This window comes from Streptomyces venezuelae, assembly GCF_008642315.1.
Classification (GTDB): Bacteria; Actinomycetota; Actinomycetes; order Streptomycetales; family Streptomycetaceae; genus Streptomyces; species Streptomyces venezuelae_D.
The window spans coordinates 7,871,346-7,885,131 of sequence record NZ_CP029192.1 but is presented as its reverse complement, the minus strand read 5'-3'; the positions used below and the strand labels follow the sequence as shown (position 1 = coordinate 7,885,131).

The window sequence follows — 13,786 nt, the reverse complement described above, 5'->3', positions numbered from 1 at the left end:
TCGGGGGCCGGGGTCGTCGATCCGGGCCCCGCGAGCGGCAGTTGGAGCCCGGGTCCGGGCCGGTCCTTCACTTCGCGGCGCTCTTCCGGGCCCGCGCCGCCGAGGTCACGGCCCAGCCGAGGCCGCCCGCGGCGATGAGGACCAGGATGCCCTCGGGGAGCACGCCGAGACGCGTCGCGGGGGTCTCGGACGAGCGCAGCGGAACCTTCTCGACGAGCGAGTCGGCGGTGTACCACGTCGTCTTCGACCTGATCCTGCCGTCCGGCATGATGACGGCGCTGACGCCGCTGGTCACCGGGACCACGACGGCACGGCTGTGCTCGACGGCGCGGATCCGGGACATGGCGAGCTGCTGGTAGGTCATCTCGCTGCGGTCGAAGGTGGCGTTGTTGCTGGGCACGGAGATGATCTGCGCGCCGTTGGTGACGGTGTCGCGCACCGCCCAGTCGAAGGCCGCCTCGTAGCAGGTCGCGATGCCCACCTTCGTCCCTGCCATGGTGAAGACGCCGGGCTCGGTGCCGCGGCTGAAGTCCCTGCGCACCTTGTCGACGTCGCTGCTGAACACGCTGACCAGGGAGCGCAGCGGGATGTACTCGCCGAACGGCTGGATCTGCCGCTTGTCGTACGTGTCCGTGGGGCCCTTCTTCGGGTCCCAGAGCACCTGCTCGTTGTAGAGCACGCCGTTCTCGTTCTCGACCACCGCGCCGACGGAGACCGGTGCGCCGATGGCCTTGACGGCGCCCTCGATCGCGAGCCGCGCGTCGGGGTTGGAGAAGGGGTCGATGTCGGAGGAGTTCTCCGGCCACAGAACGAGATCCGGGCGCGCCGCCTTGCCGGCCTTCACCTCGGCGGCGAGGCGTTCGGTCTCGCGCACGTGGTGGTCGAGGACCGCGCGGCGCTGCGCGTTGAAGCCGAGGCCGGCGCGCGGGACGTTGCCCTGGATCGCGGCGACGGTCGCGGTGCCGTCCTCCGCCTCGTCGCTGACGAGCGGGCGGGCCGCGAAGGCGCCGAGTACGGGGACGAGCACGGCGAGCGCCGCGACGGCCGCCGCGCCGCGGCGCAGGACTCGGGTGGCGCGTACGTCGACGACCTGGCGCACGACCTCGTGCAGCCCGAAGCCGCACAGGACGACCGCGAAGCCGAGCACGGGGGTGCCGCCGAGCGCGGCGAGCGGCAGGAACGCGCCGTCCGCCTGCCCGAAGGCGATCTTCCCCCAGGGGAATCCGCTGAACGGCACACGCGCGCGTGCCGCCTCCCCGGCGATCCACAGGGCGGCCGCCCACAGCGGGTATCCGGGCAGGCGCGAGACCGCGGCGATGCCCGCGCCCACGAGGGCGATGAAGACCGCTTCGACGGCGGCGAGCGCCAGCCACGGGCCGGGGCCGACCTCGACGCCGGTCCATACGAGGAGCGGCAGGAGGAAGCCGAGGCCGAAGAGGTAGCCGAGGCCGAGGCCCGCCTTCCAGGTGCGGCCGCGCAGACACCAGGCGAGGGCGCCGAAGGCGGGGAGCGCCAGCCACCACAGGGTGCGGGGCGGGAAGCTGACGTAGAGCAGCACTCCGGAGAGGGCCGCCACGGCGGCGGGCACGAACCGGCGCAGGAGGCGCGTGGCGCGGGAGGCCTGCGGTGGCTGCGGATCGAGCTGATCCGGCTCGTCTACGGGAGTGGTGGTGGCGGTCACTCGGGGAGTGTACGGCGCGTCACGAGGGCGCCGACAGCGCGGTCCGCGGGCCGGTGCGGGCGTCGTTCGGTGAATCGTTCCTGCACAACTGGTCCCAAAGCGGGGCGTCAGCCGTTAGCGTGTGGCCGAGTCCTCGAGGCCCGTCCCGGCCCACGTCAGCGTGGGGCGGTCCGTGCCGGTGGGGGCCCGTCACATACCGGGGGGGCGACGGGGTGGGGTCAACGGGTACGGCCGCTTCGGCCTGTCCGGAAGCGGCACACGAGCGGCGGAGCGCGTCCGACGCGACGGGCGGTGCGCTGCTCGGCGCCTGCGCCGCCTGGGCGCTGATCACCGCGGGTGTGCACGGCGGCAGCCCCGAAGGGGTGCTGTTGGCGGTGCTCGCCGTGGCCGCGGGGTACGCGGGCGGGCGGATCTGCGGAGCGCTGCTCCCCGTCGCCGCGCCGTGCGCGGGTGCGCTCACCGGGCTCGGCCTCGCCGTGGCGGCGCCCCGGCTCTCGCTCAGCCCCTCCTCTCCCCTGGGCCACACCGGGGCCACCGCCGCCCTGCTGATCCTCGCGGCGGGCGCGGCCTGCTGCGCCGCGTGGGCGGCCCACACTCCTTCGCTCCGCCTGGCGCTGCGGCTGCTCGCCGCGGGGATCGCGGGCGCCGCCGCGGCCCTGGGCTCGCCGGTCGGCTGCGCGGGCTCCGTCGCGGTGCTGCTCTGCTCGCTCGCGACGGCGCGGCTGCGGAAGCGGGCCCTCGGCATCATCGGGCTCGCCGCCGCGTCGGTCCTGTTCACCGGAGTGTCCCTGGCGCTGGCCGACGACTCCCTCCCGGAGGGACTGACGGCCCCGCTGGAGGGCAGCGTCGGCCACCGTCGCGTGGTCCTGTGGCAGGACGCGCTGACCCTCGCGGAGCGTGAGCCCGCGATGGGGGTGGGCCCGGGCAGGTTCGGCGACGTCAGTCCGGTCGCGGCCGACGACCTGGTGACGGACGGCAAGCCGCACTCGGCGCCGCTGCAGCAGGCGTCGGAGCAGGGAATCGTCGGGGTGGCGCTGCTGGCGGCGGTGTTCTGCTGGCTCCTGTACGCCCTGTGGCGCTCCCCCGGCTCGACGCAGGTCGTCCTGTCGGCGGGGGCAGCCCTCACGGCACTGACGGCCGTGGCGACGGTGGGCAACGCGCTGAGCGTCACGACGGTGACGACGGGGGCGGGCCTGCTGGCGGGAATCGCAACGGCAAGACCCTTGCACGGAGGCCTCCACGAGGAGGACCCCTCACCCTCCGCCTGAGTCCCCCACGACGCCCCCCGTCCGGGCAACCTCTCACCGCCACCCTCTCGGGCCCCACGAGGACGAGGCCCACAGTCCAACGAGGCCCGGCACCGGCGACGACACGACGGCTGCTCGCAAAGGGCGACCTCGCGCCGCCAAACGCGCCCCACAATGAGGCTCTCAGGGTCCGCGACGGGCGGTCAGCCCGAGGTGCCCTTGAGGCCCAGGCGGGCCCTGATCGCGCGCACCGCCGACTCCGCGTTGTCGACCGTCACCGTGAACTTATGGCCGTCGCCCAGGCTGAGCACCAGGCCCTCGCCGCGCCGGACCACGACCGCGGTGCCCTTCTCGGGGCGCCAGCGGTAGCCCCAGCCGCCCCATTGCCGGGGCGTCACGGCGGGGGCGAAGTCCGCGCCGACGACCTGGGAGAGCGGGATGAGGCGGCGCGGCAGGCCGAGGTGGCCGCAGCGCACCTCCAGGTAGTCCTTCTCGACCTTCACGGCCACGTGGACGAAGGCGAGCGTCCCGAACAGCATCAGGAGCCCGACGGCGATGCATCCGACGACGGACATGGTCAGTGCCAGGACGCCCGAGGTCCACAGGGAGTCGACCGCGAGTTCGATGCCGAGCGCCAGACAGGCGGCACCGGCGCACGCCAGGAGCCACTGGGCGCGGTTGGTCGCGCGTCCGGTCCAGACTTCGTGCGGGCTGTCGGATGCGGCCCGCTCTTCGGGGGCTTGGTCCTTCATGCATCCGAGCCTACTCAGATTCCGCCGCGAAGCCACCGCGTCACGGAGAGCGACCGCCACGTCAGAGCGCCGGGCTGGTCTCCGCGAGCATGCGCCCCTCGGCGTACGCGAGCGCCGCTCGGGGCAGCTCCTCCTCGCGCCCGCTGAGCAGGACGGTGAGGCCGGGCACCACGTCCGTGGCACCGATGTTGGCGCCGGCCCTGCGCAGCGCCTGGGCCGCCACCGCTCCGGCGGAACCGTGCAGGACGAGGGGCGGCTGTCCGGGCTGCTGCACGGCGGCACGAATACGCTCGGCGACCAGCTCGTAATGGGTGCAACCTAGGACGACGGCCCTTACATCCGGGGGCGTGAGAGCCGCCGCGGCGGCGATCGTCTCGTCGATGGCCGCCTCGTCCGCGTACTGCACGGCGTCGGCGAGCCCGGGGCACGGCACCTCGGTGACGTCGACGCCGTTCGCGAAGTCCTCGATGAGGCCGCGCTGGTAGGGACTGCCGGTGGTGGCGGGGGTGGCCCAGATGGCCACGGGTCCGCCGGCCGCGGCCGCCGCGGCCGGCTTGATCGCCGGCACGGTCCCGATGACGGGGAACTCCGACTCGAAGCGGGCGCGGAGAGTCGGCAGCGCGTGCACGGACGCCGTGTTGCAGGCCACGATGAGCGCGTCGGGGCGGTGCGCGGCGGCGGCCTCGGCGACGGCGACCGCGCGTGCGGTGAGGTCCTCGGCCGTACGCGGACCCCAGGGCATGCCGTCCGGGTCGGAGGAGAGAACGAGATCGGCGTCGGGTCGAAGGCGACGCACCGCGGCCGCCGCGGCGAGCAGTCCGATGCCGGAGTCCATGAGCGCGATCTTCACCCGGTCACCATAGTCGATGCGCCCCACAGGCACCGTCCCGTGGGGCAGACTTCGGCGGATGAGCGTCGTTGCGTGGACCGCCGCCGCATCGCTTGCCGCGTGGCTGTGGCTTCTGTTGGGGCAGGGCTTCTTCTGGCGCACCGACGTGCGTCTGCCACCGCGCGGGGAGCCGGACGTCTGGCCCTCGGTCGGTGTGGTCGTCCCCGCGCGGGACGAGGCGGCCGTGCTGGCCCGGAGCCTGCCCTCGCTGCTGGCGCAGGACTACCCGGGGCGGGCCGAGGTCTTCCTCGTCGACGACGGGAGCACGGACGGCACGGGCGATCTGGCACGCGCGCTGGCCGAGCGGCACGGCGGGCTGCCGCTGACCGTCGGCTCCCCCGGCGAGCCGCCCGCGGGCTGGACGGGCAAGCTCTGGGCGGTACGGCACGGCATCGGCCTCGCCCGCGCGCGAAACCCCGAGTATCTGCTGCTCACCGACGCCGACATCGCCCACGAGCCGGACAGCCTGCGCCAGTTGGTGGCCGCCGCGGACCGTGGGGGCTACGACCTGGTGTCGCAGATGGCCCGGCTGCGGGTGGAGAGCCTGTGGGAGCGCCTGGTGGTCCCGGCCTTCGTGTACTTCTTCGCGCAGCTCTATCCGTTCCGGTGGATCGCGCGGAAGGGGGCGCGGACGGCCGCGGCGGCGGGCGGCTGCGTCCTGCTGCGCACGGACGCCGCAGAGCGCGCCCGGATCCCCGACGCCATCCGGCAGGCGGTGATCGACGACGTGGCGCTCGCGCGGGCGGTGAAGGGCTCCGGCGGCCACCTCTGGCTCGGGCTGGCCGACGGCGTGGACAGCGTGCGTCCGTATCCGCGCCTTGCCGACCTGTGGCGGATGGTCTCGCGCAGCGCGTACGCACAGCTGCGGCACAACGTCCCACTGCTCGTCGGCACGGTCGCGGGGCTCGCCGTGGTGTATCTCGTCCCGCCGGTGGCTCTGGTCGCGGGGCTCGTCACGGGCAGCCCCGCGGCGGCGGTGGCCGGTGGGCTCGCGTGGCTGGTGATGACGGCGACGTACCTGCCGATGCTCCGCTACTACCGCCAGCCGCTCGCCCTCGCACTCCTGCTGCCCGGCACCGCTTTCCTCTACCTCCTGATGACGGTGGATTCGGCGGTGCAGCACTACAGGGGGCGTGGCGCCGCGTGGAAGGGGCGTACGTACACGCGCCCCGACCCCACCGCTCCGGAGCCCTCGCCCGAGCAGCCCTGACCGGTCACTTCCTGCCGGGCGTCCAGTTCATGCCCCACCCGTAGGCGTGGTCCATGGTGCGCTGCGGGCTCACGCCGCGGTCGGGCACCAGGTAGCGGGCCTCGCGCTGGACGACGAGGTCGCCGCCGTTGTTGGTGATCAGGGCCAGCGCGCACACGGTCGAGGGGACCGTGCACTCGTCGAGGGAGAACTCGACGGGGGCACCGTGCTGCGGCTGGAGGGTGACCGTGGCGTCGAGGTCGGCGAAGCTGCGCGCGCCTTCGTAGATGGTCACGAAGATGACGATGCGCCGGAAGTCCTTGATGTGGTCGAGGTTGATGGTGAGGTTCTCGCCGGTGGCGACGGCGCCGGTGCGGTCGTCGCCGTCGAGCAGGATGTACGGCGGCTGGTTGAGCGCCCCGAAGGCGTTGCCGAGGGCCTGGACGACTCCCTTGCGGCCGTCGGCGAGTTCGTAGAGGGCGCAGAGGTCCAGGTCGAGGTCGGCGTGCATGGCGACGGCCCGGCCGAGCTTGGCGCCCCATCCCTTGAACTGTTTGCGCACCTCCCAGTTGAGGTTCACGCGCATGCCGCCCGATGTGCCGCCCTGCTTGGTCAGGGAGACGGACGGCGCGTCCTTGGTGAGCGTGACCTTGGTCAGGCGCACGGGCGCGGCGGCGGCCGGCGGGGGCGGCGGCGCGGGGGCGGCGGGCTGCTGGGCGACAGGGGCAGGGGCGGCGGGCGCGGGCGGGGCCACGGTGGCGGGTGCGGGCGGGGCCACGGGCGCGGGGGCGGCCTGCTGCGGTTCGTCCACGGAGATGCCGTAGTCCGTGGCGAGCCCTTCGAGACCGCTGCCGTATCCCTGGCCGACGGCGCGGAACTTCCAGGCGCCCTGGCGCCGGTAGAGCTCGCCGAGGACGAAAGCGGTCTCCACGGTGGCGTCCGCGCTGTCGTAGCGCGCGAGTTCGGCGCCGTTCGCCGCGTCCAGGACGCGGATGTACAGACCCGGCACCTGGCCGAAAGTGCCGCCGTCGGCCGACGCGGCGAGCACGACGGTCTCGATCTCGGGCTCCACGCGCGCGAGGTCGACGTTCAGCACATCGCTGACGCCGGTCCCGGTGGTCGTCTTGCCTTCGTGGCGCACCGCGCCGGAGGCGTGCGCGGGCTGGTTGTAAAAGACGAAGTCCGCGTCCGAGCGCACCTTTCCGGAAGGTGACAACAACAGTGCGGACGCATCGGCGTCGGGCACTCCCGCTCCGGAGCCCCACCCCAATTCGATCCGTACCGCGGGTGCCGGTACGGGAACATTCGATCCTTTAGACATTGTCATGTCCGCCCCCATCGCAAGTCGCCGTCCGGCAGGGCCGCCGTTTCCGTTCATGACCAACCTATTACCCGGAGCCTCCGGAGGCCCACGACCGTGTCCCGCGGGCCCCGGAGCCAACTCCAGGTAACCCCTCAGGAGCTCGGCCTTTACACGATCCGAACATCGTTCGGCGACCGATTTTCCCAAGTTCGCTCGCATTGGGGATCCGCTGCCACAGCCGACACGTAAAACAACCCGCTTATCGGTCTCCCCAACCAGCACATCAAGGGCTTAACTTATGGAGCATGACCTCCCCCCGCTCCACCTATGGCGGCGGTTACTACTCCGCGCCGTCCTTCCCGGACACTCCGATCTATGACTCCCTCGTCGCAGAGCGGGGCACTCCTCAGATCGCCCCGATCCGGGTTCCCTCCGCGTACGACACGGGCAGCCACCTGCCCGCCCTGCCGGCCGCGCTGCCCGCGTTGCCGGCCGCACCGTCCCATCCCCAGCAGGGGTACGGCTACCCCCAGGCCCAGCAGCCCGCACCGCTGCAGCAGGCCCCGGCGCCGTACATCCCGCAGCAGACCGGGGGCCCGCGCGGCTACCCGGGCGCCCAGCCCCAGCGGCCGGCTCCCGGCACGGGATACGAGGCGATGCGCCCGGCGCAGCCCCGCCCGGCCCCGGCGTCGTACGAGGATCCGTACAACCGCCCCTACCGCGGGTACTGATCGCCGCCGGGCTTCGAGGCGGCCAGGGGGCACGCTCCGCGTGAGGCCGCCACGGAGCCCGCAAGGCGTCGGTCGCCGCCGGGTCACGGCCCGGCGGCGGCTTTCGTGTGTCCGCGTCCGGCCGCACGCGCGACCCTGATGCCCGAAATCACCGGACGTATCCCCATCCAGAACCCGTTCAGGCTCCCCGAATGATCGACGCCCGAAAGGGAACTCGACGCCGGGCCATGGACGTTGGGATCCTGGGCATACAGCACAGCGGAGGGATGCGGAAGGGGGTGCAGGGCAGTGCGAGCAATCGTCGGCCTCTGGCGGTGGCGCCACAACCCACTGCGCCGCGGCACCGATCTGGCCGAGGCCTGGCTCACCCTGGCCGCCCTGGTGCTGATCCTCGTCGCCGTCCCGGTCGTGGGTGTGTTCACCACGAGCCTGGCGCGGGACGCCCTGCTCGCCTCGGTGCGGCAGCAGCACGAGGACCGCCACGCGGTCACCGGCACCGTCCTGCGCGAGGTCGGCCACTCCCCGATCGACCCGGACCCCGAGACCTCCTCGACACGCGACGCGCACAGTCGCGTCCTGGCCCGCTGGAAGGCCCCGGACCGCACGGATCACTACGGCGTGGTGCTTTCCGACCTCAAGTCCCCCGACCCCGGCGACCACTTCCGGATCTGGACCGACGAGCACGGCAGGGTCGTCGGCCGCCCGCTGGACGGCGCGACGGCGACGGCGCACGCGGTCCTGGCCGGATTCGGCGTCGCCACGGCGAGCGCCGGACTCATCGAGGGCAGCCGCAGGCTGATCCTCTGGCGCATGGTGCGAGCGCGGCACGCACGGCTCGACCGGGCCTGGGAGAAGGTGGGACCGGACTGGGGGCGGACCGGCACGGGCTCCTGAACCGCCCACCCCGGCCATCAGGTCAACTCGGCCTGCTCGCGCGCGCTACGGTGGACCGGCCGAACTCCTCGGCCCCTCGCGCGGTGCCACGACATGCAGTGACACATCAAGCGCCGCGAGGTCCCGCGTACGACAAGGTGGGGGCAGAGCAACTCCATGGCACAGGGCACGGTCCAGGTGACGCACACCGGCACGTCGCGGTGGCGGCGCCGCACCGGCGAGTACGCATCGCTCGCCGCTGCCTTGGAGGCCGCGAGCGACGGGGACGTACTGACCGTTGCCGCAGGCACCTACCGCGAGAACCTCGTCGTCCAGCGCACGGTGACGCTGCGCGGCCCGGAGAGCTCGCCCGGCTCCGTGCGCATCGCGCCCTCCGACGGGGTGCCCCTGACCATCCGCGCCTCCGCGGTCGTCCAGGACCTGCACATCGAGGGCCAGGACTCGTCCGCGCCCGCGCTGCTCGTCGAGGACGGCGCACCCGAACTCACCGGCATCCGTGTCGTGACGCGGTCGGCGGCCGGTCTCGAAGTGCGCGGCGGGGCGCGGCCGACGGTGCGGCGCTGCACCGTCGACAACCCCGGCGGCATCGGCATCGCGGTGCTCGACGGGGGCGGCGGTGTCTTCGAGGAGTGCGAGATCGTCGCGGCGGGCCAGTCCGGTGTCGCGGTGCGCGGCGGCGCCCACCCCCGTCTTGAGCGGTGCCGGGTGCACCACGCGTCGGGCGCGGGCTTCTCGGTGACCGGGGAGCACACGGGTCTTGAGGCGATCGGCTGCGAGGTGTACGAGGTCAAGGGTTCGGGCGTACAGGTCACCGGGCGGGCGGCCGCGCACCTGACCGACTGCGACGTGCACCGGACCACTTCGGACGGCGTCACGCTCGACACGGACGCCGTGCTCACACTGGCCGACTGCCGTATCCACGACATCCCGGAGAACGCGATCGACCTGCGCTCGCGCTCCGTGCTCACGCTCACCCGGTCCACGGTGAGCCGGTTCGGGCGCAACGGTCTCTCGGTCTGGGACCCGGGCACGCGCGTGGACGCCAATCAGTGCGAGATCCACGACAGTACGGGCGACTATCCGGCGGTCTGGGTCAGCGACGGCGCGACGGCCGTCCTGGAGTCGTGCCGGGTGCACGACGTGCCGGACGCCCTGTTCGTCCTGGACCGCGGCTCGCGCACCGACGTCGTCGACAGCGACCTCTCGCAGGTGCGCAACACCGCGGTGTCGGTGAGCGACGGTGCGACCGCGCAGCTCGACGACTGCCGTATCCGCGAGGCGGCGACGGGCGCCTGGTTCCGCGACCACGGCAGCGGCGGCACGCTCGCCAACTGCACGGTGGACGCCGTGCAGACGGGCGTGATCGTCACCAAGGGCGCGGACCCGACGATCGAGCGGTGCACGGTCACCTCGCCCGCGGAGGCGGGCTTCTACGTGTCGGCGGGCGGGCGCGGCAGTTTCCACGGCTGCCGGGTCAGCAACAGCGACGGCTACGGCTTCCACGTCATAGACGGCTGCCGTACGACGCTGAAGAAGTGCCGCACGGAGCGGTGCGCCCGCGGCGGCTTCGAGTTCTCCGAGGAGGGCCCGATCGTCGAGGACTGCGCGAGCGACGAGAGCGGCGGCCTGCGTGCCCCCGGCGCGCCCGCGCAGCCCGCGCCCGCCGTGCAGACGGCCACCCAGACCGTCGGCCTCCTCGGCGCCCTGCCCGCCCAGCAGAGCGCGCAGACCCCGCAGCCCTCGGCGCCCGCCGCCGAGAAGAGCTCCCGGGCCTCCAAGGAAGTCCTCGGCGAACTCGACGCCCTGGTGGGCCTCGACAGCGTCAAGCGCGAGGTGCGCGCCCTGACCGACATGATCGAGGTGGGCCGGCGCAGGCAGCAGGCCGGGCTCAAGGCCGCCTCGGTCCGCCGCCACCTCGTCTTCACCGGCTCCCCCGGCACCGGCAAGACGACCGTCGCCCGTCTCTACGGCGAGATCCTCGCCTCGCTCGGCGTCCTGGAGAGCGGCCACCTCGTCGAGGTGTCCCGCGTCGACCTCGTCGGGGAGCACATCGGCTCCACGGCGATCCGCACCCAGGAGGCCTTCGACCGGGCGCGCGGCGGCGTCCTGTTCATCGACGAGGCGTACGCCCTCTCCCCCGAGGACTCGGGGCGCGACTTCGGCCGGGAGGCCATCGACACACTCGTGAAGCTGATGGAGGACCACCGCGAGGCCGTTGTGGTGATCGTGGCGGGATACACCGTGGAGATGGAGCGGTTCCTCTCCGTCAACCCCGGTGTGGCGTCCCGCTTCTCACGGACCATCACCTTCAGCGACTACGCCCCCGAGGAGCTGCTGCGGATCGTGGAGCAGCAGTCCGAGGAGCATGAGTACCGCCTCGGCACGGGCACGTCCGAGGCGCTCCTGAAGTACTTCACGGTGCTCCCCAAGGGCCCCGCGTTCGGCAACGGCCGCACCGCGCGCCAGACCTTCGAGGCGATGGTGGAACGGCACGCGGGGCGGGTCGCGCAGCTCGGCGAGCCGAGCACGGACGACCTCACCCTGCTGTACCCGGAGGATCTGCCGGAGCCCGCGTGAAGCTCCCCGCCTCCGGGGCGCCCTGCGCGGCCGCCGAGGGCGTCGCCTCCGGCCTCGGGGGCGGCACGTTCGCCTTGAGGCGGGCCAGGAGCCTGGCCCGTTCCTCTGCGAAGGCGGGGTCCGCCTGGTAGTCGCCGTGGCCGAGGATCGGCGCGGGCAGTGGGTGGCCTTCCGTACGGCCGTAGGCCAAGGGGTCCTTGAGGGCGGCGCGGTCGACCTGCGGGCCGCAGTCGCCGTGCAGCTGTATGGGGCCGCCGATCGGGTCGGTGGTGCGGTACAGGTTGCGCCAGCAGTCGACCTCGCGATGCAGGGAGCTCAGCGCCGCGGGCCCGAAGTGGGCGGGGAACCACCGTCCGTAGAGGCGCTCCAGGGGCGACCCGTAGGTGAGCAGGGCGACGCGTCGGCGGACCGAGGGACGCAGCTGCCAGGCGGCGGCCGCCGCGAGGACGCTGCCCTGCGAGTGGCCCGAGAGGACGAGGCGGCCGCCCGTGGCGCTGGTGGCGCGCGTCCAACTGGCCATCCGCCAGGTCAGGTCGGGCACCGCGCGCTCGGCGTAGCAGGGCGGCGCGAAGGGGTGGGCGGCGCGCGGCCAGAAGGTGCCGACGTCCCAGAGGATGCCGATGGTGCGGCGGGCGGAGGGGTCCTTGTAGGCGCGGCGGCCCCAGGTGACGAAGAGTATGAAGCCGAAGCCGATCAGCCAGGAGCCGAGAGCCTGGGAGGTCTGCGCCGCCCCTTCCACGACGTCGGGCGTGCCGTCCGCAGCCCGCGCCGGGACTTCGTCCGTCATCCACGCGCCGATGAGCGCGGCCGCTCCCAGGAGCAGCGTCACGGCGGAGATGATGCCGACGAGCAGGGGCGCGCGGTCGGTGAGGGCGGCACGCGCGCGTGTGCCCGCGATGCGGTGGGTGCGGGTGGAGTCCTTGCGCTCGTCGGGATAGTCGTCGGCCATCCGCGCCATCTCCCGGCGCTTGCGCTGGACGGTGCGGACCCCGAACCAGCCGCAGAGCACCGCGACGACCACGAGGAGCGGCGGAATCACGGAGGCCTGCCAGGTGAGCACCAGGGCGGGTCCGTCGATGGAGCCCTGGCTGCCGTCGAGCCAGTCGGAGACGCGCTGCGCCCCGCCGCCGGTCATGACCCCGCCGAGCGCGCAGGACAGCATGGCGACGGCGGGTCCGCCGAAGCCGCGGATGGCGGTGCGGGAGTCGGGCGACGTGCGGTACAGGAGGTGGGCGACGACCGCGAGGCCGAGGATCAGGACGCCCTGGACGAGCGCGATGCCGCCGAAGGTCGCGTCGCCCGGCAGCCTGCCTTCCGAGCGCCAGCCGGGGCGTGACCAGCCCGCGTACAGGAGGACGAGGACGAGGAGGACCAGCGCGCCGAGGGGCAGCCAACGGACGAGAGTCCTGTCCAGTTGCCGGTCGAGCCTGTTCTCCGTACGTCCCCTGCGGCACACCACCCACACCACGACCGCCCCGCCCAGGACGAGCGTCGCGTCCAGTGCCCAGCCGATGGTCTCCAGGAGGCCGGGCCCGCCGGGGCGTCGGTCGTGCCGCGCGGCGGAGGTGCCGACCGCCGCGGCGACGGTGAGGAGTCCGGCCGCGGTGTGGGCGGCGCGCAGGCGGGCCACCAGGCGCCGGCCGTACCAGAACCCGGGCCTGCCGAGCGCGGTGCGGCTGGTCTCCTCCTCGGGGTCGGGCTGCTGGGGCAGCGGCTGCTGGGATTCGTACGCGCTCCAGGTGCGGTGGGACAGGTACCAGAGGAGGCCGGTGAGGGCGGCGGGCAGCAGGGCGGCGAGGGCGAGGCGGCGGCCGGGCTGGGACCACCAGCCGCCGTCGCCGGAGGCGTCGGTGGAGAGGAAGCCGAGCCAGTCGCGGTCGCCGGAGCACTCGGGGGTGCCCGCGCACTGCCAGGCGGTGAGGTCGAGGGCGAGCTCGCAGGCGGCGGCGACGAGCAGCACGGTGAGGGTGAGTCCGACGAGGCGCACCAGGAGGCCGTAGGTGCGCACGAGGCGTTTGCGGTGGCGGGAGGTGGGCCGCATCCAGTGGGCGAGGTTGACCACCATGAAGGGCAGCAGCAGGAGCCACAGGGCGCGGGAGCCGTTGCCGGAGGTCAGGTTGCACCAGACGTACGCCTCGGGGACCGGTTTGCCGCGGTAGTCGTCGGGGCGGCGTTCCGCGTCGGCGTCCTCGGTGCGGCGGAACACGGCCGCCGTGTCGTCGCCGGAGATCCGCACGGTGCGCGGGTCGCCCAGCATCTCTTCCGGTGTGGTTCCCCCGACTCCGTGGACCAGGAGTTCCAGGGCCGTCTCGTCCTGCGTTGCTCGTTCCACTGTTCCGCTTCCCCCGAGATGCGCGTGGTGAGAGGACAAGGATCCAGGGGCGCGGGTCCGCGTGCACCCCTCGTCACGTAATCTCCCCCTCCCGTGTTCTTCCCCGCCGTCGTACGGCCCACCCGGTCGGTGGCACGGCTGTCGGTGGCGCGTGCGAGGATGAGGCAGCGCGCCGGGCGGGCGCGTGGGGG

Annotated in this window: 10 protein-coding genes; 5 read left to right on the top strand and 5 right to left on the bottom strand. The window is 73.4% G+C overall.

The window, feature by feature from the left end; translation table 11 throughout:
- Positions 1-67 precede the first annotated feature (67 nt).
- On the bottom strand, positions 68-1,681 hold the full coding sequence (lnt, locus tag DEJ48_RS34830; RefSeq protein WP_150220110.1) for an apolipoprotein N-acyltransferase: 1,614 nt from the start codon (positions 1,679-1,681) through the stop codon (positions 68-70).
- Between the two features lie 212 nt (positions 1,682-1,893).
- Between lnt and DEJ48_RS34825 the strand changes: the two genes are divergently transcribed.
- Complete coding sequence (locus tag DEJ48_RS34825; protein WP_150220109.1) at positions 1,894-2,949, top strand: O-antigen ligase family protein; 1,056 nt, start codon at positions 1,894-1,896, stop codon at positions 2,947-2,949.
- Between the two features lie 182 nt (positions 2,950-3,131).
- Here the strand turns inward: DEJ48_RS34825 and DEJ48_RS34820 are convergent, their stop codons facing one another.
- Together DEJ48_RS34820 and DEJ48_RS34815 are read right to left on the bottom strand one after the other, a co-directional pair.
- A complete protein-coding gene (locus DEJ48_RS34820) occupies positions 3,132-3,680 on the bottom strand; it encodes a hypothetical protein (protein WP_150220108.1) in 549 nt (182 codons plus the stop codon).
- A gap of 61 nt (positions 3,681-3,741) precedes the next feature.
- Positions 3,742-4,530, bottom strand: a complete 789-nt coding sequence (locus DEJ48_RS34815; RefSeq protein WP_150220107.1) for a glutamate racemase — start codon at positions 4,528-4,530, stop codon at positions 3,742-3,744.
- A gap of 58 nt (positions 4,531-4,588) precedes the next feature.
- Here DEJ48_RS34815 and DEJ48_RS34810 point away from each other — a divergent pair, with 58 nt between their 5' ends.
- Positions 4,589-5,779 (top strand): glycosyltransferase, encoded by a 1,191-nt coding sequence (locus DEJ48_RS34810; protein WP_150220106.1) that lies wholly within the window; start codon positions 4,589-4,591, stop codon positions 5,777-5,779.
- Positions 5,780-5,783: 4 nt separating this feature from the next.
- Here DEJ48_RS34810 and DEJ48_RS34805 read toward each other — a convergent pair whose 3' ends face one another.
- A complete protein-coding gene (locus tag DEJ48_RS34805) occupies positions 5,784-7,097 on the bottom strand; it encodes a TerD family protein (protein ID WP_150220105.1) in 1,314 nt (437 codons plus the stop codon).
- Between the two features lie 269 nt (positions 7,098-7,366).
- On the opposite strand from DEJ48_RS34805, the gene DEJ48_RS34800 reads away from it, so the two are divergent.
- The 3 genes from DEJ48_RS34800 (at position 7,367) to DEJ48_RS34790 (ending at position 11,263) form a co-directional block, all read left to right on the top strand.
- Positions 7,367-7,792, top strand: a complete 426-nt coding sequence (locus DEJ48_RS34800) for a DUF6643 family protein (protein ID WP_150220104.1) — start codon at positions 7,367-7,369, stop codon at positions 7,790-7,792.
- 288 nt (positions 7,793-8,080) lie between these two features.
- Positions 8,081-8,686: a hypothetical protein gene (locus DEJ48_RS34795; RefSeq protein ID WP_150220103.1), complete on the top strand. Its 606-nt coding sequence runs from the start codon at positions 8,081-8,083 to the stop codon at positions 8,684-8,686.
- Between the two features lie 156 nt (positions 8,687-8,842).
- Positions 8,843-11,263 carry a right-handed parallel beta-helix repeat-containing protein gene (locus DEJ48_RS34790; protein WP_150220102.1) on the top strand — a complete coding sequence of 807 codons (2,421 nt, stop codon included), beginning with the start codon at positions 8,843-8,845 and terminating at the stop codon, positions 11,261-11,263.
- Here DEJ48_RS34790 and DEJ48_RS34785 read toward each other — a convergent pair.
- Positions 11,223-13,595, bottom strand: coding sequence for a hypothetical protein (locus tag DEJ48_RS34785; RefSeq protein WP_150220101.1), 2,373 nt, complete (start codon positions 13,593-13,595; stop codon positions 11,223-11,225). The genes DEJ48_RS34790 and DEJ48_RS34785 overlap by 41 nt on opposite strands.
- Positions 13,596-13,786: the final 191 nt, after the last annotated feature.